The organism is Salipiger sp. ABN3_019, from assembly GCF_056158605.1.
The window spans coordinates 241781-265349 of the sequence record NZ_JBSWTP010000010.1 but is presented as its reverse complement, the minus strand read 5'-3'; the positions used below and the strand labels follow the sequence as shown (position 1 = coordinate 265349).

Annotated in this window: 20 protein-coding genes; 11 read left to right on the top strand and 9 right to left on the bottom strand. The window is 65.4% G+C overall.

What is annotated here, in order from left to right:
* Positions 1-32 precede the first annotated feature (32 nt).
* The 9 genes from ACXAD2_RS23250 to ACXAD2_RS23210 all read right to left on the bottom strand — a co-directional run bounded on the left by ACXAD2_RS23250 (position 33) and on the right by ACXAD2_RS23210 (position 12547).
* Entirely contained in the window at positions 33-833 is an 801-nt protein-coding gene (locus ACXAD2_RS23250) for an ABC transporter permease (protein ID WP_475175660.1), read from the bottom strand.
* Positions 830-1693 (bottom strand): ABC transporter permease, encoded by an 864-nt coding sequence (locus ACXAD2_RS23245; protein WP_066107956.1) that lies wholly within the window; start codon positions 1691-1693, stop codon positions 830-832. Before ACXAD2_RS23245 ends, ACXAD2_RS23250 begins: the two co-directional genes overlap by 4 nt.
* Positions 1690-2763, bottom strand: a complete 1074-nt coding sequence (locus ACXAD2_RS23240; RefSeq protein WP_475175657.1) for an ABC transporter ATP-binding protein — start codon at positions 2761-2763, stop codon at positions 1690-1692. Before ACXAD2_RS23240 ends, ACXAD2_RS23245 begins: the two co-directional genes overlap by 4 nt.
* Positions 2764-2821: 58 nt before the next feature.
* Positions 2822-4885: an oxidoreductase gene (locus tag ACXAD2_RS23235; protein WP_475175654.1), complete on the bottom strand. Its 2064-nt coding sequence runs from the start codon at positions 4883-4885 to the stop codon at positions 2822-2824.
* A 183-nt stretch (positions 4886-5068) separates the two neighbouring features.
* Positions 5069-6001 carry a LysR family transcriptional regulator gene (locus ACXAD2_RS23230; protein WP_475175653.1) on the bottom strand — a complete coding sequence of 311 codons (933 nt, stop codon included), beginning with the start codon at positions 5999-6001 and terminating at the stop codon, positions 5069-5071.
* Between the two features lie 66 nt (positions 6002-6067).
* Positions 6068-7549, bottom strand: a complete 1482-nt coding sequence (locus tag ACXAD2_RS23225; protein WP_475175650.1) for an aldehyde dehydrogenase — start codon at positions 7547-7549, stop codon at positions 6068-6070.
* A 104-nt stretch (positions 7550-7653) separates the two neighbouring features.
* Entirely contained in the window at positions 7654-8922 is a 1269-nt protein-coding gene (locus ACXAD2_RS23220; RefSeq protein ID WP_475175648.1) for a flavin-containing monooxygenase, read from the bottom strand.
* 236 nt (positions 8923-9158) lie between these two features.
* Entirely contained in the window at positions 9159-11606 is a 2448-nt protein-coding gene (gene hrpB, locus ACXAD2_RS23215) for an ATP-dependent helicase HrpB (RefSeq protein ID WP_475175646.1), read from the bottom strand.
* A gap of 140 nt (positions 11607-11746) precedes the next feature.
* Positions 11747-12547 (bottom strand): lytic transglycosylase domain-containing protein, encoded by an 801-nt coding sequence (locus ACXAD2_RS23210; protein WP_475175644.1) that lies wholly within the window; start codon positions 12545-12547, stop codon positions 11747-11749.
* Positions 12548-13132: 585 nt separating this feature from the next.
* Between ACXAD2_RS23210 and ACXAD2_RS23205 the strand changes: the two genes are divergently transcribed.
* The 11 genes from ACXAD2_RS23205 to ACXAD2_RS23155 all read left to right on the top strand — a co-directional run bounded on the left by ACXAD2_RS23205 (position 13133) and on the right by ACXAD2_RS23155 (position 23568).
* On the top strand, positions 13133-13324 hold the full coding sequence (locus tag ACXAD2_RS23205) for a Flp family type IVb pilin (RefSeq protein ID WP_475175642.1): 192 nt from the start codon (positions 13133-13135) through the stop codon (positions 13322-13324).
* Positions 13325-13496: 172 nt separating this feature from the next.
* The gene (locus ACXAD2_RS23200; RefSeq protein ID WP_224906103.1) at positions 13497-13682 is read left to right on the top strand and encodes a hypothetical protein; all 186 of its coding nucleotides are present in this window, start codon (positions 13497-13499) and stop codon (positions 13680-13682) included.
* 334 nt (positions 13683-14016) lie between these two features.
* Positions 14017-14874 (top strand): Flp pilus assembly protein CpaB, encoded by an 858-nt coding sequence (gene cpaB / locus ACXAD2_RS23195; RefSeq protein ID WP_475175640.1) that lies wholly within the window; start codon positions 14017-14019, stop codon positions 14872-14874.
* A gap of 238 nt (positions 14875-15112) precedes the next feature.
* Complete coding sequence (locus tag ACXAD2_RS23190) at positions 15113-16531, top strand: type II and III secretion system protein family protein (protein ID WP_475175637.1); 1419 nt, start codon at positions 15113-15115, stop codon at positions 16529-16531.
* A 37-nt stretch (positions 16532-16568) separates the two neighbouring features.
* Complete coding sequence (locus ACXAD2_RS23185; RefSeq protein WP_224906278.1) at positions 16569-17195, top strand: OmpA family protein; 627 nt, start codon at positions 16569-16571, stop codon at positions 17193-17195.
* A gap of 203 nt (positions 17196-17398) precedes the next feature.
* On the top strand, positions 17399-18640 hold the full coding sequence (locus tag ACXAD2_RS23180) for a CpaE/TadZ family protein (protein WP_475175633.1): 1242 nt from the start codon (positions 17399-17401) through the stop codon (positions 18638-18640).
* 12 nt (positions 18641-18652) lie between these two features.
* Positions 18653-20107: a CpaF family protein gene (locus tag ACXAD2_RS23175; RefSeq protein WP_475175631.1), complete on the top strand. Its 1455-nt coding sequence runs from the start codon at positions 18653-18655 to the stop codon at positions 20105-20107.
* A 5-nt stretch (positions 20108-20112) separates the two neighbouring features.
* Positions 20113-21078, top strand: coding sequence for a type II secretion system F family protein (locus ACXAD2_RS23170; protein ID WP_475175628.1), 966 nt, complete (start codon positions 20113-20115; stop codon positions 21076-21078).
* A gap of 10 nt (positions 21079-21088) precedes the next feature.
* Positions 21089-22060, top strand: a complete 972-nt coding sequence (locus tag ACXAD2_RS23165; protein ID WP_475175624.1) for a type II secretion system F family protein — start codon at positions 21089-21091, stop codon at positions 22058-22060.
* 5 nt (positions 22061-22065) lie between these two features.
* Complete coding sequence (locus ACXAD2_RS23160; RefSeq protein WP_224906097.1) at positions 22066-22650, top strand: tetratricopeptide repeat protein; 585 nt, start codon at positions 22066-22068, stop codon at positions 22648-22650.
* Positions 22651-22707: 57 nt separating this feature from the next.
* Complete coding sequence (locus ACXAD2_RS23155; RefSeq protein ID WP_066108006.1) at positions 22708-23568, top strand: tetratricopeptide repeat protein; 861 nt, start codon at positions 22708-22710, stop codon at positions 23566-23568.
* Position 23569: the final 1 nt, after the last annotated feature.

The window sequence follows — 23569 nt, the reverse complement described above, 5'->3', positions numbered from 1 at the left end:
TGTCTCTCCTGTTGGTTTTTCGTTGGGAGGTATCAGCCGCGCCGCATCGACCGGGCCGACAGGACCAGCGCGAAGGTCGCGATGATGAGAGAGGCGAGGATCAGCAGGGTCGAGATCGCGTTGAGCTCGGGCGTGGTGCCCTGCTTGATCAGGCCGAAGATATAGACCGGCAACGTGGTGGTGCCGCCGGTGGCGAGCAGGTTCGAGGTGATGAAATCGTCCATCGAGATCACGAAGGCCAGCATCGCCCCGGCAAAGACGCCGGGCAGGATCAGCGGCAGCGTCACCCGCCGGAAGGCGGTGAAGGGGGATGCGTAAAGGTCTTTGGCAGCCTCTTCGTAATCGCGGCTCATGCCCTGCATCCGGGCGCGGATCGGCAGGAAGGCAAACGGCGTGCAGAAGGCCGAATGCGCCACGATCAGCCGCGCCATGCCGTTCGAGAATCCCAGCTGCGAGAAGAGGATCAGCGAGGCCACGGCAACCACGATCTCGGGCAGCAGCAGCGGCAGGTTGACCACGGCCTCCGACAGGCGGCGAAAGCGCATGGTCTCGTTGCGGCTGAGCACCATGGCCGCCGAAAGCGCGACCAGCGTCGACACGGTGGTGGCGATGATCGCTACGGTCAGCGAGACACGCAGCGCATCGAGCAGCGCGCGGTTGGTCAGCGCGGCCTCGTACCACTTCATTGAAAAGCCGGTCCACACCGAGACGAGACGGTTTTCGTTGAACGAGAACCAGATCACCACGGCGATGGGCGCGTAGAGCCACAGGAAGAACACCCAAGTGACCAGCCCCGAGCCGGGGTAGTGGCGGACGTTGTGCGCCTTGCTCATGCCCGGGCCTCCTTGCGCATCGCGCGGCGCGCGTTGATCAGCAGCACGATGACCACCATCGCCATCAGCACCAGCGCCACCGCCGCCCCGAAGGGCCAGTTGCGCGCGCCGCCGAACTGAGTTTGGATCAGCGTGCCCATCATCATCTGCTTGCCGCCGCCCAGCAGCATCGGCTCGAGCACCGTGCCGAGCGCCGGAACAAAGACCAGCACCGCGCCCGCGGCGAGCCCCGGCCATGTCAGCGGCAGGATCACCCGGCGCGCCGTGGTCCAGCGGCTGGCGTAAAGGTCAGCCCCTGCCTCCAGCAGCGCCGGGTCGAGCTTTTCGATCGCGGCGAAGACCGGCAGCACCATCAGCGGGATGTAGCTGTAGACCATGCCCACCAGCATCGCGCCGGGGGTGAAGAGCAACGTGCCCTCGCCGCCGATCCAGTGCCAGAAGCGGCCCAAGAAACCCTCGTTTCCGAGAATGATCAGCCACGCATAGACCCGCACGATCATCGACACCCAGAACGGCAGCGTGACGAGATAGATCAAAATCGCCTTCATCCGCGGCGGGCGGGTGGCGATCACATAGGCCACAGGCAACGCGAGGATCATGCAGATCAGCGTCGTGGCCCCGGCCAGCAGCAGTGTACGGGCGATGATGGCCAGATACTTGGGATCGAAGACGAGATTGCCGTCCCAATCCTCGCTGAACAGGATGCCGCGATAGGAGAGCGGGTTGAAATCCCACGCAAAGCCGCCGTAGGAGCCGCGCTCGGCCACCGAGACGGCGGCGACGATCAGCAGCGGCACCATCAGCGTGCCCAGCATCAGCACCCATGCGGGCATCAGGCCCCAGATGCGTGCGCCCCTCATTGCGCCAGCACCCGCACCAACTCGTCGCGGAAGCCAAGGCGGACCTCCTGCCCGATGGCGTAGCTTTCGGCCTGACTGAGCGCATTGCGGCGCGAGACGCGCAGGCTTGCACCGCCGGTCTCGACGACGAAATGTGTGTAGCCGCCCATATAGTTGCGCGACCGGATGGTGCCGGTCATCACGTTGCCCGTGGCCTGATCCTGTAGGCCGATCTTCTCGGGGCGCAGCGACATGGTGGCCGGGCCGGTGCCGGTCAGCCCCTTTTGCGCCGCGTCGAACTCCAGCCCCAGCGGTGTGCGGATCCGCGCGCGCGCCCCGTCGAGCGAGATCACCTCGGCGTCGAGGAAATTGCTCTCGCCGATGAAGTCAGCGACAAAGCGGTTCTCGGGCTCTTCGTAAATCTCGGCGGGCGTGCCGATCTGCTGCACCCGCCCCTGCCCCAGCACGCAGATGCGGTCGGACATGTCGAGCGCCTCTTCTTGATCGTGAGTGACGAAGATGAAGGTGATGCCGGTCTTGCGCTGCAGCGCGCGCAACTCATCGCGCATGGCCTGCCGCAGCTTCAGGTCGAGCGCAGAGAGCGGCTCGTCCAGCAGCAGCACCTTGGGTTCGGGGGCGAGCGCGCGGGCCAATGCGATGCGCTGGCGTTGCCCACCCGAAAGCTGATCGGGGCGGCGGCTGGCAAAGGCGGTCATATGCACCAGCTCAAGCATCTCGGCGACGCGCGCCTCGCGCCGCGCCTTGTCCCAGCCGAGGTTCTCGAGGCCGAAGGCGATGTTCTGCGCCAGCGTCATATGCGGAAAGAGCGCATAGCTCTGAAAGACGGTGTTCACCCGCCGCTTGTGCGCGGGCAGTTGGTCGATCTCCTGCCCGAAGAGCACGATGGCGCCCTCGCTGGGGGTCTCGAAGCCGGCGATCATCCGCAGCAGCGTGGTCTTGCCGCAGCCCGAAGGCCCCAGCAGGGTGAAGAACTCGTTCTCGTGGATGGTGAAATCGACGTGGTCGAGCGCCTGATAGTCGCCGAAGCGTTTCGAGACGTTGAAGACTTCTACGGCCTTTCCGCGTGTCATGGTGAGATCCCTGTGTCTGGGGCCCGGCGCCGCCCTCCCCTGCGGCGCCGGACGGGGGTTAGGCGAGTTGCGTGACCTCGCGGCGGAACGGCAGCGCGTCGCCGATGTCGGGCATGTCGAGCTCGCGGGCGTAGCGGTGACCGGCGTAGGTCGCCCATGCGATCGGGCCGGGGGCTGCCGCGTCGCCGATCAGCTTGACCGACTTGATGCCAGCGTCGGCCCACTCGTCCTCACGCGCCTTCAGCTCGTGATAGAGCGCATCATCAGAGATGCGGGAGGCGACCATCACTACGGCCTCGCAGCCGATGGCCGAGGTCCGGCCGGTGTAGGTGCATTCGGTCACGACCTCGCCCGCCTTCAATTCGGCAATGCCGGTGTTGAGCACGATCTTCACGCCCGCCTCGACCAGCCGCTTGTGGATCGCCGCCTGTTCGAGCGTGTTGAGCGTCCAGTCCGACACATAGGCCGAGGGGGTGACGAAGGTCACCTTGCAGCCCGCCTTGGCCAACAGCTCGGCGATGACGCCGCCCATGTAGTAGTGATCGTCGTCAAAAAGCACGACCTCGCCCTTGGGCAGCTTGCCTGCCATGATGTCGTCGGGGGTGAAGACCGGCATCGCCGGATCGGCGGGCATCGGCACCACGTGCTGGCGCGAGACCCCATCGGCGCGCCAGTGCGAGCCGGTGGCGATGCACACGTTCTCGAAACCGAACTCGAGGATGTCCTGCGCGGTGAGGCGGCTGTCGAAATAGGTCTCGGCGTTGGCGCGCTGCGACAGCTGATAGCTGCGATAATCGACGACGCGGCCCCATGCCGAAAGCCCGGGCAGCAGCCGCTCACGGGCGACCCGGCCGCCCAGTTCGGTGCCCGCCTCGGCCAGCGCCACGTCATAGCCGCGCACCGCCAGCGCGCGTGCCGCTTCGAGACCGGCAGGGCCCGCCCCGACGATCAGTGCGTTCGAACTGCCGCCTTTGGCGTTCATCGTCTCGGGGTGCCAATCCTTGCGCCACTCTTCCATGAAGGTGGGGTTCTGGGTGCAGCGGCTGATCGACATGGTCATGTCGCCAGTGATGCAGATGTTGCAGCCGATGCATTCGCGGATGTCCTCGATCCGGCCTTCCTCGATCTTCTTGGGCAGGAAAGGATCGGCGATCGACGGGCGGGCGCAGCCGATGAAGTCGAGCACGCCCTGCCGCACCAGCCGCGCCATCACGTCGGGCGAGGTGAAGCGGCCGACGCCCACCACCGGCTTTGAGGTCAGCTCGCGGATGCCGTTGACCAGCACCTCCTGCGCCGCCTCTTCCTTAAAACGCGAGGGGCCCGAGCAATCTTCCCAAGTGCCCTGCGCCAGATCCCAGAGGTCCGGCAGGTCGGCGTTCATCTCGATGAACTCGCGCACCTCGGCGTTGGAAAAGCCGAGCTGGCCGATGGTCTCGTCGAGGCTGACACGCAGGGTGATGCCCATGGTGTCGCCCACCGCGTCGCGCATGTCGGCGATCACCTCGTTGACGAAGCGGGCGCGGTTCTCCAGCGAGCCGCCGTATTCGTCCGTGCGCTGATTGGTGGCGCGCGACAGGAAGTGCTGGAAGATGCCGAAGCCATGCGCGCCGTAGAGGCAGATCAGGTCAAACCCGGCGATTTTCGAGCGCTTGGCAGCATTGACGAACCAGCGGCGCAGATCGCGGATGTCGGTCTTGTCCATCGCGCGCGCCTGCACCGGGTCATTGGTGAAGGTGCGGATCGGCAGCGCCGAGGGGGCCAGCGGCACCTCCTTGGTGTAGAGGTTCGGGCCGTTGATGCCGGAATAGGCCAGCTGGATGCCAGCCAGCGCGCCCTTGGTCTTCATCGCGTCGGACATGCGGCGCAGCGCTGGGATGTCGGCGTCGTCCCAGAGGCGCTGCTCGATGAACGGGGTGATCTCCGAGGTGTGGTGCATCTCGGTCTGCTCGGTGAAGATCACGCCCCAGCCGCCCTCGGCCTTCACGCCGCGCATGGCCGCAACGGCAGAGGGATCGCGATAGCCGCCACCGTTGCAATGCGGCACTTGGTAGAACCGGTTCTTCGCGGTCAGTGGGCCGATCTTGGCGGGTTCGAACAGGATATCGTAGCTGGGGTTTCGCACCGTCTTCTCCTTGCGGCGTGTCGTCGTGCCGGGCTCGGTGCTTTGATCGGTCGGAGTAAGGTTCGAGTAAATTATACCTTCTGAAAGCTTGAGTTAGCCTCACCCTAATTGCTGAATTAGGAAGCAGCTTGCCTGCGCAGCATTTGGCGTAAAAAATGAAATTGGGTCAGATATATAGCGCCGTCACGGGCGCATCTTCAGGCCCGGAGCGCGGGTCTCGGTGATCTCTGCCTGCGCGTGATCAATGAAGGCCCGGATCGTCCGGGAACTGCGCGCGCCCTCGCTCATCAGCAGCCCCAGCTTGAGCGTCCGCACAGGTCCGGTCATCGGGATGAACTTCAGGCGGCGGCCATCGGGGGCAAGGTCGGTCGCCGGGTGGGTGTTGCCCATGCCGTAGCCGAACCCATTGGCCACAAGCGAGCGCATCACCGCGATGTCGCGGGTGCGTTCCGCAATCATCGGTGTGATCCCGAGCTTGGTGAAGAACGACAGGAAATACTCACCGCTCATCGGCAGGTCGAGCAGCACCATGGGATAGTCCGACAGCTCGGCAGGGGTGACGCTGTCGAGCGCCGCCAACTCGTGCCCCTCGTGCACCAAGGCGAAGGGCGGAAGCTCGATCAGCGGCAGGAATTCGAGGTCGGAGGGCACGTTCAGATCATAGGTCAGCGCCACGTCGATGCGTGCCGAGCGCAGCCCGTCGAACAGCTCTTGCTGGTCGCGCTCGAACTGGCGGAACTCGACGTCGGGCCACGCATCGACAAAGCTGCGGCGCAGCTGCGGCAGCACGATCTGCGCGAAAGTCAGCAGGCAGCCCACGTTGAGCGGGCCGCGCACCTGCCCCGAGATGTCATTGGCGAGATCGTTGAGCGTCGCGGCCTTCTCGAGCAGGTCGCGCGCCACGGTCATGAAACGCGCCCCGCCCTGCGTCAGCGACAGCCCGTGGGCATGGCGGCGGATGAACAGCTGCAGGCCGAACTCCGCCTCCAGCTGCGAGATCGCCGCAGAGATCGACGGAGAGGAGACATTCACCTTTTCAGCGGCGAGCGCGATCGAGCCGCACTCGCCCACGGCAACGAAATATTCCATCTGGCGCAGGGTAAAGCGTAAGGGCACGTCTTCCTCCGGGACGGGGTGCGTTAGGCTTGCCCTAATACACCCCGCCCCGCTGCGCCGGAACCCTCAATAGCTGATCCAGACGGTCTTCAGCGCCGAGTATTTGTCGAAGGAGTGGATCGACAAATCGCGGCCAAAGCCCGATTGCTTCATACCGCCAAAGGGGGTCATGGCCGAGAGCGCATCGACGGTGTTGACCGAGACCGTGCCGGCGACCAGCGCGTCCGATACCGACATGGCGCGGCTGAGGTCGCGGGTCCAGACCGAGGCGGCAAGGCCGTAGACGCTGTCATTGGCGATGGCGATGGCCTCGGCGTCATCCTTGAAGGTCTGGATCGACAGCACCGGGCCAAAGATTTCCTCGCGGGCGATGCGCGCATCACGCGGGACATCCGCAAAAACCGTCGGCTGGATGAAAGCATCCGAGCCACCAATCGTCAGCCGCTCACCGCCCGCGATCAGGCGGCTGTCCTGCTTGCCCGAGGCGAGAAACCCCGCGACGCGCTCGGCGTGGCGGGCATCGACCATGGCGCCCATCTTGGTCTCGGGATCAAGCGGGTTGCCCGGCACAATGGCCTCGGCACGGGACTTCATCCGCTGGATCATCTCCTCCGCGATGCTTTCATGCACCAGCATCCGAGAGTTGGCCGAACAGACCTCGCCCTGATTGAAGAAGATGCCGAAGGCGGCCTTGTCGGCGGCGGCATCAAGATCGGCGTCGGCGAAGATCAGGTTCGGGCTCTTGCCACCGGTCTCCAGCCAGACCTGCTTCATGTTGCTCTCACCGGCGTAGCGCTGGAACATCTTGCCCACCTCGGTGGATCCGGTGAACACGAGGCAATCCACGTCCGGGTGACGACCAAGCGCCTGCCCGGCGTCTTCGCCAAAGCCCGGCACCACGTTCAGCACGCCGTCGGGCAGGCCCGCCTCGGCGGCGAGTTCAGCAAGGCGCAGGGCCGACAGCGGCGACTGCTCGGCGGGCTTGAGCACCACCGAGTTGCCCGCCACCAATGCCGGGGCCAGCTTCCACGTGGCCATGTCGAGCGGGAAGTTCCACGGCACCACCGCGCCCACCACGCCAAGCGGCACGCGGCGGATCAGCGCTACGTCGCGCCCACCGGTGGGGGCGACCTCATCGTAGAGCTTGTCGATCGCTTCGGCGTGCCACTGAAAGAAATGCGCCGAGCCCGGCGCGTCGACATTGACCGTCTCCCAGATCGGCTTGCCCATATCGAGCGTGTCCAGCAGCGCCAGTTCCTCAAGGTTCTCGCGCAGCAGGGTCGCGAGGCGCAGCATCACCTCTTTGCGCTCGCCCGGCGTCTTGCCCGACCAGCGCCGGTCCTCGAAGGCGCGCCGGGCGGCGGCCACGGCGCAGTCGATATCCTCGGCGCCGCCACGGGCGACATCGGTCAGCACTTCGGCTGTGGCGGGATTCACCGTCTCGAAGCGCGCGCCGGAGGCGGAGGGCACATAGCGTCCGTCGATCCAGCATTGGGTGCGGAAGGTCAGCGCCGCGGCGCGGGTGGTGTAGTGCGAGAGGGTCTGCATTGTTTGTCTCCGGGCGGCAGCTGCGACGCGCCGCGATTGGTCTTGTCATATGCGCCCGCGCCCGGAGGGCAGCTTCCGGGCGCGGGCTATGGCAGTGGGTGGGGTCAGGCGGGCTCTGTCACCGGCGCGACCGCCGGGGCATAGGCGAGATAGCCGCGCTGCTTGGCGATGTGATCGACCACATATTTCGCGTCGTGCCAGACGCCCCAGATGAACGAGGACCCGCGCCGCGTCTGCCAGGGCAGCCCGAGGAAATAGACCCCCGGCACGCTGGACACCCCGCGCTGGTGGCGCGGCTTTCCCGCCCCATCCAGCGCATCGACCGCCAGCCAGCTGTAGTCGCTGTGAAATCCAGTGGCCCAGAGGATCGTGGAGATCCCGGCTTCGGCGAGATCGAGCGACAGGATCGGATCGGTCATGCAGGCCGGATCCGCCCCAATGCGGCGGGCTTCGGGCTCCTGCGGCAGATCGAGACCATTGGCCGCCACATAGGCATCGGCCTCATCCAGCAGCGAAAGGTAATTGGCGTCGCCCGCCTCGATGTTCCGTTCCAGATCAGGCGCAAAGGCGAAGGTGCCTTCCTCAAAGCTTTCGGTGCGGCCCAGCAGCACCATGCCGCGCGCGGCGAGCTTGCGGAAATCCACCGTGTGTCCGCCATGCGCACCGCTGACGGCGATGGTGGTGTGCTCGGACGCAGGGTTGGCCTCGGCGTCCCATTTGTTGAGTACCCCCAGCCACCAGACGAAATCACGGCCCCGGTAGGCGCGCGGCGGGCGGTCGTGCGGCCCCACCGAGAGATAGACCTTGCGCCCGGACGCAAGCAGCTCGTCCGCGATTTGCACGCCCGAAGATCCCGCGCCAACGACCAGCACCGCGCCCTCGGCCAGTTGCGCTGGATTGCGATACTGGCTGGAATGCAGTTGCGCGACAGGCACCGAAGCGGGCACCAGCGGCGGGATCGACGGCTGCTGGAAGGCCCCGGTGGCCGAGATCACATAGTCGGCCTCGATCACACCATCGGAGGTTTCGACGCGGAAGCCGGGACGGCCCTCAAGACGGCTGACCTTGGTCACCTCAACGCCGCAACGCACCGGCGCGTTGATCTGCTGCGCATAAGCTTCGAAGTAATCGGCGACCTTTTCCTTGGGCACAAAGGCCTCTGGATCCCCCGCGAACTCCCGTCCGGGGAAGCGGTCGTGCCACGCCGGGCCGTTGGCGACCAGAGAATCCCAGCGCTCCGACCGCCAGCGCTCTGCGATGCGCTTTCTTTCGAGGACGATATGCGAAATGCCATTGGCGCCAAGGTGCTCGCTCGCGGCGATCCCGGCCTGCCCGGCGCCGATGACGAGGGCTCCTGTTTTCTCAACCGACATCGGTGAGTCCTTCCGTGCAAATCAGAGGGTCCAATTTTCTGAACCACGGAAGGGGCTACTCAAGCCGAGCACCGGCAGGCAGAGATGCGGCTGTAGCGCACAAACGGCCTGCGGGTCAGCGTCTTAGCTCCCGACCGGGGTCTTCGCGGTGGAAGGTGCGCCAGCTATGAGTGAGAAAAAAGAAACCAATGCGTCACTATGGATTAGGCTCCACCTAATCCATGCGCGAGCGCCGATCAGCGCCCGCGCGGCTTGGCGCGCAGCGTCGGATCGGCCTCGCGCGGGTCTTCGGGCCATGGATGCTTGGGGTATTGCGCCTTCATGTCCTTGCGCACGTCGGCATAAGAGCCCTGCCAGAAGCCCGGCAGGTCCATTGTCGTCTGCACCGGGCGACGCGCGGGCGACAGAAGAGTCACCCGCAGCGGCTGCTTGCCAACCCTCGGGTGCTCGCGCTGGCCGAACATCTCTTGGATGCGCAGGGTGATCTCGGGATGCTCGCCGGAATAGTCGATGGGAATCTCGCGCCCCAGCGGCGTAACGAACTTGCCCGGCACCGACGCATCCAGCGCCTGCATCTGCCCCCAGTCGAGCCGCGCGCGCAGCGCAGGCAGAAGGTCGAAGCGCTTCCAGTCCTCTGCGGTCTTCACCCCGGTGAGATAGGGCAGCAGCCAGTCCTCGAGCTCTGCCATCAGTGCCTCGGCGCCCATGTCCGGCAGGCCCAGCCCCGCCTCGCGGCCAATCTCGACCCGCGCGCAGAAGCGGCGGGCGGCATCCGACAGCGCCAGCCCCAGATCGCGCACCCCCTCCAGCATGGCCTGCGCGATGGCCTCGGGAGGTGCCTCTTTCCACAGGCGGTCGTCGAGCGCGATGGCCCCGAACCGCTCTTGCCGACGGGCGACGACGCGGCGCTCGCGCTTCGACCACGCGCAGACATCGTGCCAGGCGATCTGCGCGCCAAAGAGATCGCGCAGTTCGGATTCGGGGATCGGGATCGCCTGCCGGATGCGCGCCTCGCGCGGGTTGCCATCGGTGTCGGTGACCACGATCAGGCGGGTGCCAGCCAGCGGGTCACCATCATCCATCACCGCGCCCTTACCGCCCGACAGCTGGAAGCGCGGCGCATCGCCCTTGCGGCGCAGACCGATCCGGTCGGGATAGGCCAGCGCCGCCTGCGCCGCGGGCGAAAGCGCATCCTCGGCGCTGCCTGCGCCCCCTGCGCGGGCGAGGCGCTTGGCCTCGGTCTTGATGCGCTCCAGCGCCGCGCGGTTCACCTCATAGGGGCGGCTCTGGCTGAAGCGCCGCAGATCGCGGATCGCCTCGAGCCGAAAGGCAAGGTCCGAAGGCGCGCCGCGCAGCGGGTCGCGCTCGGCCAGCAACGCGGCAAGCGGCGCGGCCTCGGGCCCGGCGAGGCTGAGCATATGGGCCAGACGCGGGTGCAGCGGCAGGCGCGCCAGCGCGCGGCCATGCTCGGTGATCCGGCCAGAGCCATCAAGCGCGCCAAGCATGGTCAGCAGCGCGCAGGCCTCGGCGTAGGCACCGGGGTGCGGTGCGGTGAGGAACGGCAGGTCCTCGGGCGTGGCGCCCCAGAGCGCCAGTTCCAGCGCCAGCCCCGACAGATCGGCGGTTTCGATCTCGGCGGGGGGAAACGCCTGCAGCGCGCCCTCCTCACCTTTGGTCCAGAGCTTATAGGCGATGCCCTCGGCCACCCGGCCCCCGCGACCCGCGCGCTGCGTCGCCTCGGCGCGCGTGACTTTCTCTGTGACCAGACGCGACATGCCCGAGCCGGGATCGAAGCGCGCCCGGCGGGCGCGGCCCCCGTCGACCACCACGCGGATGTCCTCGATGGTCAGCGAGGTCTCGGCGATCGACGTGGCGAGCACCAGCTTGCGTCCCTGCGCCTCGGGCCGGATGGCGGCGCGCTGCGCGGCGAACTCCATGGCTCCAAAGAGCGGACGAATGGTCACATCCTTGGGCAGCCGGCCCTTCAAAAGCCCCTCGGTACGGCGAATTTCGCCCTCCCCCGGCAGAAAGGCGAGAATGCCCCCGGTGGTTTCGCGCGCGGCACGCTCGATCAGCTCGGCCATCGCGGGCTCGAAGCGCTGGCCCTTGGGCACGGCGCGATCAAGCCAGCGATCCTCGACAGGAAAGCTGCGGCCCTCGGAGGTGATGACCGGCGCTTGCATCAGCTCGCCCACCGGCCCCGCATCGAGCGTCGCCGACATGGCCAGCAGCAGCAGATCGTCGCGCAGCGCCCCGGCGATCTCGAGACAGAGCGCCAGCCCCAGATCGGCGTTGAGCGAGCGTTCGTGGAACTCATCGAAGATCACCGCGCCAATGCCCGCAAGTTCAGGGTCGGCCTGAATCATCCGGGTGAGAATGCCCTCGGTCACCACCTCGATCCGGGTGGCTTTGGAAGTCTTGCTTTCGCCGCGGATACGGTAGCCCACCGTCTCGCCCGCGGCCTCGCCCAGCGTCTCGGCCATACGCGTGGCGGCGGCGCGCGCGGCAAGGCGGCGCGGCTCGAGCATCAGGATGCGGCCCTTGGTGAGCCCCGCTTTGAGCATCGCCAACGGCACACGGGTGGTCTTGCCGGCGCCGGGCGGCGCCTGCAGCACCGCGCGGCCCTCGGCACGCAGGGCGGAAATGAGATCGGGAAGGGCGGCGTCGATGGGCAGATGATCCATGCGCGCGGTTATGCGGGATCGGCGCGGGCGCGTCGAGGGGCTGGCGGTGGTCGCGCCCGGCTCGCCGCGTTTGTTGGGGGGCGCTGCCCCCGCCGCGCTGCGCGCGTCTCCCCCGGCGTATTTGGAAAGAGAAGAAGGGCTCAGTTGGCGCTGACGCGGAAGACGCAGCCGTCCGAGATCAGTTGCGGCGGCGTGAGGCAGAGCCCCTTGGCGACGGTGAAGGCAGCCAGCACCTTGGGCACATAGTCGCGGGTCTCGGCGTAGGGCGGCACGCCCTGATACTGCGGGATGGAGTTTTCGCCCGCGTTATATCCGGCCAGCACGAGGATCGGATCGCCATCGAACCGCTCCATCAGGAAATCGAGGAAAGCCACACCGCCCTTGATGTTCTGCACCGGATCGAGCGCATTGGCGACACCGAAGCGCGCGGCGGTGGCGGGCATCAGCTGCATCAGCCCCTGCGCCCCGGCGCGGCTGACCGCATCGCTGCGCCCGCCCGATTCCACCGCCATCACCGCCAGCGCGAGCGCCGGGGACACGCGCGATCCGACCGTGGCGCCGAGCAGGTCGCGGCCGTAGCGCGCGGCGATGTCCTGCAGTTGCTGCAGCCGTGGCGCATGCACGCCGCCGCCCTGCGGCGGGCTGGCAAGCTTGAGCAGCGCGGGCTCCAGCCGCCCCGGACCGGAGGCCGCCAGTTCCGGCGAGACCGCCTGCCAGAACCATGCGTAGGTGCCGCCGCCCTCGGCGCGCCTCCCCGCAGGCGGCGCCTCTGCCTCCGGCTCGCGCGCCAGCGGCACGGGTTTTGGCGGGGCGGGCGCGATTTGCACGGTGATCCGCTTCTTTGTGCCGGGTTTCGGAGGGGTCACCCGCTTGGCGGAGAAATCGGCGAAGGGCGCGGGCTGCTCCGCATATGACGAGATGGCGGAGAAGCTCACGAGCATCGCAAGCCCCGCGGATGCGAGAAGTCTGCCTGTGGAGGTCACTGCTGCCTGCCCAATCTGCCGCCGGTCCGGGTGTTCGGACTGCGGCGGCCTGCCTGAAAATCTGTGCCTGAAAATCTGCGCCTGTAAGTCTCTGCCTGTATTTCTGCCTGCACCGCCGATGGTGCTGGCGCGCGTTGTTTCGACACTCTGCGTTTTGCCGCCCGACCTTCTGCGCTGCGGCGGATCGAGTCGTTTTTATGCGCCGGGCCAAGGCCCAATGGCTGATTTGAGTGTTGCACAGATCGGCTGGGCAACCAAGTCAAGCCACTGATTCCGTGCACAATCGTGGCAAATCCCCCCTTCGTTGGCGCGCTTTTGCCAGAAACGCCTTGGCATTCTCAGCATTACCATTGCAAAACAATGCATTAGCGCGAAAACGCCACTTTCAAGGGCGACTGCAAAAACAATCCGATTGTGCCAAATTCCCGCCTCAATCCAGGGGCTTTATAGTCCCAGGCCGCGAGGGAACAGGGCAATGAGAGAGGCCCGCGAACGGGACCACGCCGGTTGAAGGAAGCAAACTGGATTTACGGAGAGAGACAAATGCTTAAGTTCATCAAAACCTTCCGCAAGGACGAAGACGGCGCAGTGACTGTGGACTGGGTCGTGCTGACCGCAGCCGTGGTGGCCATGGCGCTCGGCGCCTACTCGATGATCGGCGACAGCGCCAACGCGCTGCTGTCCGCAACCGGCGACGCCGTTGGCGATCACGAGACCGAGCTGTTCGGCGGCTAATACTCCGCGCAACCGCGCATGAGATTGTATCGCCGGGTTGGGTAGCCCGGCGATACCACTCCGGCAGCGATCCAGACGTTGGATTGTTCTGCTGTCCCTGATTGTTTCGCCGACAATGGTTCGTCGACAGAGTTTTCCGTCGACGCAGTGTTCCGCCGACAAGGATGACATGATGCGCAAGTTCCTGAGACGCTTTGCAAGCAATGAGGCCGGCGCAGTCACCGTCGACTGGGTCGTGCTCACCGCCGCCGTGGTCGCGCTCACCGGGATCGTCGCCTATGCGACGCGCAATTCCGCCGCCGACCTGCTTGGAACCGTCGGAACCGCCGTCGAAGAAGAAGCCAGCATCTTCGACTGACCTTTCCCGACGCCGTCCATAATTTCGGCATTTTCGGGGTGCTGAGCAGGCACCGCTTCACCTCTTGATCACCGCCCACGCAGGGCATTCCTCCGGCTGCACCCTATGGGCGCGGTCCGATCTGCGTTCGGGGCCGCTGACGTTTGATCCGAGGCCCATTGGCGCTGCCCTGATCTCGCCCCCGCCCCGCAACTGCCGCGGTGAAAGCCCAGAACGGGCCAGTTTTCAACACAATCCTCGGGCATCTTCGGTGACTGGTAGCGCGCAGGAAACAGCCTGACGTGCGCAACAGGATGCATGGGCCGCGCGCGGCCCTGTCGCGAAAGGGTATGACATGCGACTGCTTTTCGGACTGGTTCTGATCGCGGGGCTCGGGCTTGCCGGCTTCGCTGTCTATATGGCGCAGAATTATATCGGCAGTTATCAGACCGCGCTGCAAGAAGAGCGCGCGAAATCGGTCGCAGCCGTGCCCACCAAGAAGATCTATGTGACCACCCGCGCCATCGCGCACGGCCAGATCGTCACGCCGGACGACGTCAAGCTGGCGCCTTGGCCGGTGGAGATCATGCCCGAAGGCGCGTTCGACGCTGAAACGCCGCTGTTTCACGAAGGCGATGCGCCGCGCGTGGCCATGCGCCCGATCGAGAAATTCGAAGCGGTGGTGCCCGTCAAGATCAGCGAGCCCGGCGGCGACGCGGGTCTGACCTCGCGGCTGGAGCCGGGGCAGCGCGCCTTTGCCATCAAGGTCGACGTGCATTCGGGGGTGTCTGGCTTCCTGCGACCGGGCGACCGCGTCGACGTCTATTGGACAGGCCGCGTCGCCACAGATGATCTCAACCGTCCGCGCGGCGAGTTCACCAAGCTGATCCAGACCGGGGTACGCCTGCTCGCCATCGACCAGACCTCCGATATGGAAGACGCCGATGTCAGCGTGGCGCGCTCGGTCACCGTGGCCGCCAGCCCGCAGCAGATCGCCTCGCTGGCGCAGGCGCAAAGCACCGGTCGCCTTTCGCTGTCGCTGATGAATGCCAATGACACGACCGTCGCCGAGGCCATCGAGGTGGACCAGCGTGTGCTGCTGGGCTTCGCCAAGACCCAGGCCGAGCCCGAGCAGAAACGCCCGCAAGTCTGCACCACCCGCGTGCGCCGTGGGGGCGAGGTGGCAGAGATCGCGATTCCCTGCACCAACTAACGCAGTATCAAAGGGTTGCTGCGTCCCTTGGCAGCCCCTCTCAGGCCAAGACCCTCATGCGGGGCGCCCTTTGGGCGTCCCGTTTTCGTGAACGGAACTGCCTATTTGTTGCCATGGATCCACAGCAAGAGACGCAGCGAACCCATTGATTATTGCATAAAATCGGCATTGCGCGCAGAGTGACGGCAATTGCGGGCAAAAAGACCCGCCTCCGAGGCGTGATCGAAAGGCAGGTCACATGACAGCTGACAGCATCTTCAAGGCGGCCCTCTTCGGGCTGGCGCTGAGCGTGAGTGCCCTTGCCCCAGCGGCACAGGCCGAGAGCCTGCGCGTCGTCCGCACTGGCACCGAAAGCGCGCTGAGCGTTCCGATGAACCGCGCCGTCGTGGTGGAAAGCGACACGCCCTTCGCCGAGCTTTCAATCGCCAACCCCGCCATCGCTGACATCTCGTCGCTCTCGGATCGTACGATCTATGTGCTGGGCAAGACGCCGGGCACCACCACGCTCACCATTCTGGATGCGGCAGGGCAGCTGATCACCAATGTCGACGTGCGCGTCGCCGCCGATGTCACCGAGTTCAAAGAGCGTCTGCGCCAAATCCTGCCCGGCGAAAAGATCGAGGTGCGCACCGCGAACGACGGCATCGTGCTGTCCGGCACAGTGTCGAGCACGCAAAAGCTGCAGCGGGCGCTGGACCTTGCCGAACGCTATGCGCCCGAGCGCGTGTCGAACCTGATGTCGGTGGGCGGCGTGCAGCAGGTGATGCTGAAGGTGCGTTTCGCCGAGATGCAGCGCTCGGTCGCCAAGACCCTGCGCAGCTCGCTTTCGGTGGGCGGCGACCTGCTGGGCGGCGATCTCGGGCTCAACTCTGAATCCGGCAGCTGGCTGCAGAATGAGAACGAACTGGGCTCTGCCCTGACCCTCTCGGAAGACACCGAGGGTGCCGCGCTCTTTGGCTTCAACGCTGGCGGGCTCGAAGTGGGCATCCTGCTTGAAGCGCTGGAATTGAAAGGCGTGGTGCGCACGCTGGCCGAGCCCAACCTGACCGCGCTTTCGGGCCAAGAGGCGACCTTCCTCGCGGGCGGCGAATATCCGGTGCCGGTGGCGCAGGACGAGGGCACAATCTCGGTCGAGTTCAAACCCTTCGGCGTCGAGCTGAACTTCATTCCCCGCGTGGTCGATGGCGATCTCATCAACCTCGAACTGAAGGCCGCGGTCTCGTCGATCGACAGCACCAATGGCTTTGATCAGGAAAGCATCCGCATCGACGCCTTCCGCCGCCGCGAAACCTCGACCACTGTCGAGATGCGGGACGGCGAGAGCTTTGCCATCGCGGGACTTCTGCAGGATGATTTCACCGACCTTAACGGTCAGGTGCCGTGGCTTGGCGATGTGCCGGTGCTTGGCGCGCTGTTCCGCAGCGCCGAATACAGCCGCCAGCAGTCCGAACTGGTGATCATCGTCACGCCGCATCTGGTCACCCCGACCCGCGGTCAGGCGCTGGCGCTGCCGACCGACCGTGTCCGTCCGCCGTCCGAGCGCGATCTCTTCCTTTATGGCCGCACCACCGACGAGGGCAAACGCCCGGTGCGGGGCGCGGCGGGCGAAGTCGCCAAGCAGGACTTCAGCGGCTCTTACGGCTATGTGATGGATTGATCTGATGCGGGCAGGACTGGTGCGGACAACACGGATGATGATCAAAGGCGGCAGTGCCGCCCTCGCGCTGGCGCTTGTCGCGGGCTGCTCGCAGCAGGAAACCGGCTCTGATGTCGATGGCGGCAACTTCGGCAACGCCACGATGAACAACTCGCTGGTGATGACCGGTCAGCAGAACTACGTGCTCGACCTCTCCAGCCGCTTTGCCTCCGAAGTGCCCAGCATGGTGAACTTTGCCTTCAACAGCACGGTTCTCGATGCCGCCGCGCAGCAGGTGCTGCGCCAGCAGGCCACTTGGATTCGCCAGTTCCCCGAGATCCGTTTCCGAGTCTACGGCCACACCGATCTCGTCGGCAACGCCGCCTACAACAAGTCGCTCGGCCTGCGCCGGGCGCAGGCGGTGGTGCGATTCCTTGCCACGCAGGGCATCTCGACGTCGCGGCTCGAAGCGGTGGTCTCCTTTGGCGAGACCCAGCCACTGATCGTCACCGAGGGCCGCGAGCGGCGCAACCGCCGCACGGTCACTGAAGTGTCGGGCTTCGTGCAGGATCACCCCAACCTGTTGGATGGCAAATATGCCGAGGTGATCTACCGCGAATATGTGCGCAGCGCGGAGCCGACCAGCACGGTCACCGGCACGACCCTGACGGGCGGCGGCGAGTAACGCCGGACCCGCAGGGGCCATCGTCCAAGAATACCGTACAATTACGGTTTTTCGGTCAAAATGTTGCCCCACTTGACCGACAATTTCTGCTCTAGCGGGGCGGTCCCGGCTCAGACTCGAGTCGGTCCGCGCGCGGTCGGAAGTGCCAGAGCGCCATATGCGCCCTGCCCGCCGCCTTCCCGCCAGAGGCAGAGGACAGAAGCATGACGACCAAACTCGAGCGGCAGAGCGCCCCCGCACCGATCCTGGCCTGCACGGTCAGCCGGGATGTGCAGAATTTCGACCTGCTCATCGAGGATATGGAAACGCTTCTCGGCGAGGGCTGGGGCGATCTCGGCTTTGAGGAGGCGCTGACCTTCCTCGGCCAGCCAGACGCCGGCACGCTGGAATTCATCGCGCTCGCCATGGACAGCGAGGATGAGAACAATCTTCCGCTTCTGTGCAAGATCATCGGCCGCGCGATCGAACGCGGCATCAAGGTCATTCTGATCGCCGAAGATGTGACCCCCGCGGCCCTGCACCAGCTGCTGCGGGGCGGCGCTGACGAATTCGCGCCCTACCCGCTGCCCGAAGGTGAACTGGCCAACGCGGTGAGCCGCCTGCGCGCCCGCGCCGAGGCGGCGGCGGCTGTCCCGGCGGCGGAACACGGCACGAAGCTCAAGGGCGGCGGCGATGGCATTCTGATCGCCGCGCAGGGGCTCTGCGGCGGCACCGGCACAACCACATTCGCAGTGAACCTCGCATGGGAACTTGCCACCGTGCGCAAGGATGCGGCGCCGCGGGTCTGCCTGATCGACCTCAGCCTGCAATTTGGCACCGTCGCCACCTACCTCGACCTGCCCCGCCGCGAGGCGGTTCTGGAACTGCTCAGCGATATCCCCTCGATGGACGGTGACAGCTTCGGTCAGGCGCTGGTGCCCTATGAGGACCAACTGCAGGTTCTCACCGCGCCGCCGGACATGCTGCCGATGGACATGCTCTCGCCCACGGACGTGAAGGCGCTGCTCGACGTCGCACGCGAGCATTTCGATTTTGTAGTGGTCGATCTGCCCAAGGCGATCTCGGACTGGACCGACACCGTTCTGACCGAGGCGCAGGTGTTTTTCGCGCTGGTCGAACTCGACATGCGCTCGGCACAGAATGCGCTGCGCCTGAAGCGGGCGCTGCAATCCGAGGATCTGCCCTTCGAGAAGATCCGCTTTGTGCTGAACCACGCCCCGAAATTCACCGACCTACAGGGCAAGACCCGCGCCAAGCGCATGGCCGAAGGTCTGGGCATCGACTTCAGTGTGCTGCTGCCCGACGGCGGCAAGCAAGTGCAGATGGCTGGCGACCATGGCGTGCCGCTGGCCCGCCAGGCGGCCAAGAACCCGCTGCGTAAAGAAATCGCCAAACTGGCCGCCGAGCTCTACGCCATCGGCCAATCGGATGCGGAAGCCGCGTGATAGGAGCCCGCCATGTTTTCTCGTTACAAAAAGACACCGTCGAAACCTGTCGCGGTGGCCCCTGCCCCGGTTGAGGAAGCTGCTGCGACCACCGTCGCCGCGCCCAAGGCCAGCGCCGAAAAGCCGCAGTCCATGCGCAAGCCCAAGCCGCCGCGCGCCGCCGAGGCGGCACCGCAGGATCGCGAGAAGAAACGCAAGGAACGGCTCGGCGAGATCAAGCTGGAGCTGCACCGCGCGCTGCTCGACAACCTGAACCTTGCCGCCATCGACCAGGCCAGCGAGGGCGAACTGCGCGAGGAAATCGCCGCGATCGCCACCGAGTCGCTGCAGGAAAAGGGCATCGTGCTGAACCGCGAGGAACGCAGCACGCTGAACCAAGAGCTCTATGACGAGGTCAAAGGTCTGGGGCCGCTTGAGACGCTGCTGAAGGACGACACCGTCTCGGATATCCTCGTGAACGGCCCGCGGCAGATTTTCGTTGAACGCAATGGCAAGCTGCAGATCTCGGACGTCACCTTCAAGGATGAACGCCATCTGATGCGGATCATCGACAAGATCGTTTCCGCCGTGGGACGCCGGGTCGATGAATCCAATCCCTATGTCGACGCCCGCCTTGCCGACGGCTCGCGCTTCAACGCCATGGTGCCCCCCATCGCGGTGGACGGCTCGCTGGTGTCGATCCGGAAATTCAAAAAGGACAAGCTGGGCATCGACGATCTGGTGAACTTTGGCGCCTTCACCGAGGAAATGGCCGTCTACCTGCAGGCCGCCGTCGCCACCCGCCTCAATGTCATCGTCTCGGGCGGTACCGGTTCGGGCAAGACCACCACGCTCAACGCCCTGTCGTCCTTCATCGACGACAGCGAACGCATCCTGACCATCGAAGACACCGCCGAACTTCAGCTGCAGCAGACCCATGTGGGCCGGATGGAAAGCCGTCCGCCGAACGTCGAGGGCAAGGGCGCGGTTACCCCGCGTGACTGTCTGAAGAACGCGCTGCGGATGCGCCCCGACCGCATCATCGTCGGCGAGACGCGCGGCGAGGAAGTGATCGACATGCTGCAGGCGATGAACACCGGCCACGACGGCTCGATGACCACGATCCACGCCAACAACCCGCGCGACGCCATCTCGCGCCTCGAGAACATGATCGCCATGGCCGGGGTCGAGATGCCGCTGAAGGCCATGCGCAGCCAGATTTCCTCGGCGGTGCACATCCTCGTACAGGCCAGCCGCCTGCAGGATGGCTCGCGCCGGATGACCTCGATCACCGAGATCACCGGCATGGAAGGCGACGTGATCTCGATGCAGGAAGTGTTCCGCTACCAGCGCGTCGGCCTCACCCCCGAGAACAAGATCCTCGGCCATTTCACTGCCACCGGCGTGCGCAGCCACTTCTCCGAGCGCTTCCGCATGTGGGGCTATGACGTGCCGCCCTCGATCTACGAACCCTTCCGTCCGGAGTAAGCGCCATGCTGAGTGCAGAACCGATCATCTACGGCCTGATCTTCATCGGCGTTCTGGTGCTGGTCGAGGGTGTCTATCTCGTTGCTTTTGGCAAATCGATCAGCCTCAACAGCCGGGTCAACCGCAGGCTGGAGATGCTGAACAAGCACGACAGCCGCGAAGAGGTTCTGGCCAAGCTGCGCAAGGAGATGGACCAGCATCTCGACCGGCGCGGCATCCCGCTCTATTCGCTGCTGGCCGATCGCGCGCAAAAGGCCGCGCTGGCCTTTACCCCGCAGCAACTGATCCTGATCATGATCGGGGTCAGCGTCTTTGCCTTCTTCGGTCTCACGATGGGCACCGAAGCCACGCTGCCGGTGCGCGTGATTATGGGGGTCGTCATCGGCGTCGGCGGCGTCTTCATGTGGGTGAACAACAAGGCCAAGAAGCGCCTCGCGCTGATCGAAGAGCAATTGCCCGACGCGGTGGAACTGATGGTGCGCAGCCTGCGCGTCGGCTACCCGTTCAGCTCGGCAATCACCATCGTGTCGAAAGAGATCAAGGACCCGCTGGCCACCGAATTCGGCGTGATCTCGGACGAGGCCACCTATGGCCGCGACATCGGCGAGGCACTCAAGCATATGGCCGAACGGCTCGACATGCAGGACCTTCGCTTCCTCGCCGTGGCGGTGACCATCCAGCAGCAGTCAGGCGGCAACCTCGCCGAGATCCTCGACGGTCTGGCCAAGGTGATCCGCGCCCGTTTCCGCCTGTTCCGCCGCGTCAAAGCCATCACCGCCGAGGCGCAATGGTCCGGCAAGTTCCTCTCGGGCTTCCCGCTGGTGGTGCTGCTGGCGATCCAGGTCCTCGATCCGCACTATTACGACGAAGTGCTGGATCACCCGCTCTTCATCCCCTGCTGCTTTGCCGTGGCCATCTTCCTGACCGCCAACCTCGTGGTCATGCGGATGCTCGTGAACATCAAAGTCTGAGGCCCCTGCCATGCTCGACACGCTCAATACGCTGATCACCGCCAAGCTCGGCCCTGCCGGACCGCTGTTGGTCGTCGCCGGCCTCGCCTTTCTGCTGATCCTCGCCAGCATTCCGCTGATGCTGCGCTCGCGCCCCGATCCGATGGACAAGCTGCGCGAGACATCGCGCAAGAAGATGGAGAAGGAAACCCGCGCGGTGCTGCGCGACACGCGGCGCAATGAGAAGCTCAACAAATACGCCCAATACCTCGAACCGCAGACCGCCGAGGAACTGAGCGCCATCCGCATGAAGCTCATGCAGGCCGGCTATCGCTCGCGCGACGCGGTGCGCATCTACTACTTCGCGCAAATGGCGCTGGGGCTGGGCCTTCTGGCTGTGGGATCGGCCTATTACATGTTGGTGCTCGGCACGCCTGACGCCCCCCTGCATGAGAAGATGCTTTTCATGATCGGCCCGGGCGCCGCGGGATATTTCGCGCCGAAATACTGGGTCACCCGCCGCGTCGAAGAGCGCCGCCAGCAAATCGTCGAGGGATTTCCCGACGCGCTCGACATGATGCTGGTCTGCGTCGAGGCGGGTCAGTCGCTCGACCAGTCGATCCGCCGCGTCGCCGGCGAGCTGCGCGCCTCCTATCCGGCGCTGGCCGACGAGTTCGAGATCATCAGCAACGAGATGAAGGCGGGCAAAGAGAAATCTGCCGTGCTCAACGACATGGGCGAGCGCTGCGGCGTGCAGGATGTGTCGTCTTTTGTCACCGTGCTGAACCAGGCCGCATCCTTCGGCACCTCGATCGCCGACTCTCTGCGCATCTACGCCGCCGAAATGCGTGACAAAAGGGTCATGCGCGCCGAGGAAAAGGCAAACAAGCTGCCGACAAAGATGACGCTGACCACTATGATCCTCACGGTGCCGCCGCTGCTGATGATCCTCGTTGGTCCTTCGGTGGTGGGCATCTCGAACATCGGAAGTCTCGTCAAATAGGCCACATGCCGCGCGCACTGACGCTCATACTCATTCCGCTCATCTTGGCCGCCTGTTCCTCGGGCGGCCTTGGTGCGTTCGGGCGGACCGACACGCTCGAACAAGAGCCCGGAACGCCCTTCGCCCCTGCCCTCGATCCCAGAGGCTCCGAGGTCGATCAGTTGCTCGTCGGGCACCGGCTGATGCAGGCGGGACAGGCAGAACTGGCGCTCGAGGCCTACACCCGCGCCGCTGGCACGCATGGGCTCACCGCAGAGGTGCTCAGCTCGCTCGGTTCGGCCAACCTTGCCCTCGGTCGGCTCGGGCAGGCCGAGACCCTGCTGCGCCGCGCCGTCGAGGTCGAACCGGACTGGCCCGCCGCTTGGAACAACCTTGGCGTCGTGCTGATCAACTCAGATCAGACCTCGGAAGCGGCCGAGGTGTTCCGCCGCGCCTACGCGCTGGACAACGGCGAAAGCGACGAAATCCGCGACAACCTGCGCTTGGCGCTCGCAAAGCTGGACGATACGGGTTATGATCCGGCGCAAAATCAAGACTATAGGCTGATCCGCCGGGGCGGTGGCGATTATCTGATCCGGCACGGCGGCTAAGCCCTTGGCCTGAAAACAGGCCCCAGACGAGGCAAGAGCAGCAAAAGGACGCAGAAAATGCGCCACCGGAACGTTTTGATCGCCTGCGCGGCGGGTCTCATCGCCCTGTCCGCCTGCAGCAAAGACATCGACAAGGATGCCGTGGACCGCGAGTTCACCGGGGTGAACGCCATCGACGGCGCAGGCCTTACCGAAGTGATGCTGAGCGCTGGCGACCCCGAAGAGGCCGTGGCCTATTTCTCGCGCAGCGCCGATCAGCAGCCCGAACGCATCGATTTTCAGCGCGGCCTTGCGAAATCTCTCGTCCGTGCCAAGCGCTATCCCGAGGCCGTCACCGCGTGGACGCAGGTGGTCGCGCATCAGGGCGCCAGCAACGAAGACAGCGTGGCGCTTGCAGATGCGCTGATCCGCAACAACAACTGGGACAAGGCAGAGCAGGTGCTGGGCACCATCCCGCCAACCCATGAGACGTTCCAGCGCTACCGGCTCGAAGCGATGATCGCCGACAGCCACCAGCAGTGGCAAAAGGCCGACAGCTTCTACGAGATCGCCTCGGGGCTGACGACCAAGCCCGCCTCCGTGCTCAACAACTGGGGCTATTCGAAGCTGAGCCGTGGCGATTACGCCGACGCCGAAAAGCTCTTTGGCGACGCCATCCGCCGCGATCCCAAGCTCTTCACCGCCAAGAACAACCTCGTGCTGGCCCGTGGCGCGCAGGGCAACTACACGCTGCCGGTGATGGATATGACCCAGATCGAACGCGCGGAACTGCTGCAGACGCTGGGACTTGCGGCGGTGAAACGCGGGGATGTGGAGATTGGCAAAGGCCTGCTGCGCGACGCGCTTGAGACCCATCCGCAGCACTTCGAAGCGGCCGCCCGCGCGCTGGACGCCCTCGAAGCGCCCGTGGTGAACTGAG

Bases quoted from the DNA above. Each gene is read 5' to 3' on its own strand.
- ACXAD2_RS23160 (WP_224906097.1), top strand. From the start codon at position 22,066: ATGCCGCGCGCACTGACGCTCATACTCATTCCGCTCATCTTGGCCGCC.
- ACXAD2_RS23240 (WP_475175657.1), bottom strand. From the start codon at position 2,763: ATGACACGCGGAAAGGCCGTAGAAGTCTTCAACGTCTCGAAACGCTTC.
- ACXAD2_RS23200 (WP_224906103.1), top strand. From the start codon at position 13,497: ATGCGCAAGTTCCTGAGACGCTTTGCAAGCAATGAGGCCGGCGCAGTC.
- ACXAD2_RS23205 (WP_475175642.1), top strand. From the start codon at position 13,133: ATGCTTAAGTTCATCAAAACCTTCCGCAAGGACGAAGACGGCGCAGTG.
- ACXAD2_RS23165 (WP_475175624.1), top strand. From the start codon at position 21,089: ATGCTCGACACGCTCAATACGCTGATCACCGCCAAGCTCGGCCCTGCC.
- ACXAD2_RS23175 (WP_475175631.1), top strand. From the start codon at position 18,653: ATGTTTTCTCGTTACAAAAAGACACCGTCGAAACCTGTCGCGGTGGCC.
- ACXAD2_RS23170 (WP_475175628.1), top strand. From the start codon at position 20,113: ATGCTGAGTGCAGAACCGATCATCTACGGCCTGATCTTCATCGGCGTT.
- ACXAD2_RS23250 (WP_475175660.1), bottom strand. From the start codon at position 833: ATGAGCAAGGCGCACAACGTCCGCCACTACCCCGGCTCGGGGCTGGTC.
- cpaB (WP_475175640.1), top strand. From the start codon at position 14,017: ATGCGACTGCTTTTCGGACTGGTTCTGATCGCGGGGCTCGGGCTTGCC.
- ACXAD2_RS23225 (WP_475175650.1), bottom strand. From the start codon at position 7,549: ATGCAGACCCTCTCGCACTACACCACCCGCGCCGCGGCGCTGACCTTC.
- hrpB (WP_475175646.1), bottom strand. From the start codon at position 11,606: ATGGATCATCTGCCCATCGACGCCGCCCTTCCCGATCTCATTTCCGCC.
- ACXAD2_RS23180 (WP_475175633.1), top strand. From the start codon at position 17,399: ATGACGACCAAACTCGAGCGGCAGAGCGCCCCCGCACCGATCCTGGCC.
- ACXAD2_RS23190 (WP_475175637.1), top strand. From the start codon at position 15,113: ATGACAGCTGACAGCATCTTCAAGGCGGCCCTCTTCGGGCTGGCGCTG.
- ACXAD2_RS23155 (WP_066108006.1), top strand. From the start codon at position 22,708: ATGCGCCACCGGAACGTTTTGATCGCCTGCGCGGCGGGTCTCATCGCC.
- ACXAD2_RS23185 (WP_224906278.1), top strand. From the start codon at position 16,569: ATGATCAAAGGCGGCAGTGCCGCCCTCGCGCTGGCGCTTGTCGCGGGC.
- ACXAD2_RS23210 (WP_475175644.1), bottom strand. From the start codon at position 12,547: ATGCTCGTGAGCTTCTCCGCCATCTCGTCATATGCGGAGCAGCCCGCG.
- ACXAD2_RS23245 (WP_066107956.1), bottom strand. From the start codon at position 1,693: ATGAGGGGCGCACGCATCTGGGGCCTGATGCCCGCATGGGTGCTGATG.
- ACXAD2_RS23220 (WP_475175648.1), bottom strand. From the start codon at position 8,922: ATGTCGGTTGAGAAAACAGGAGCCCTCGTCATCGGCGCCGGGCAGGCC.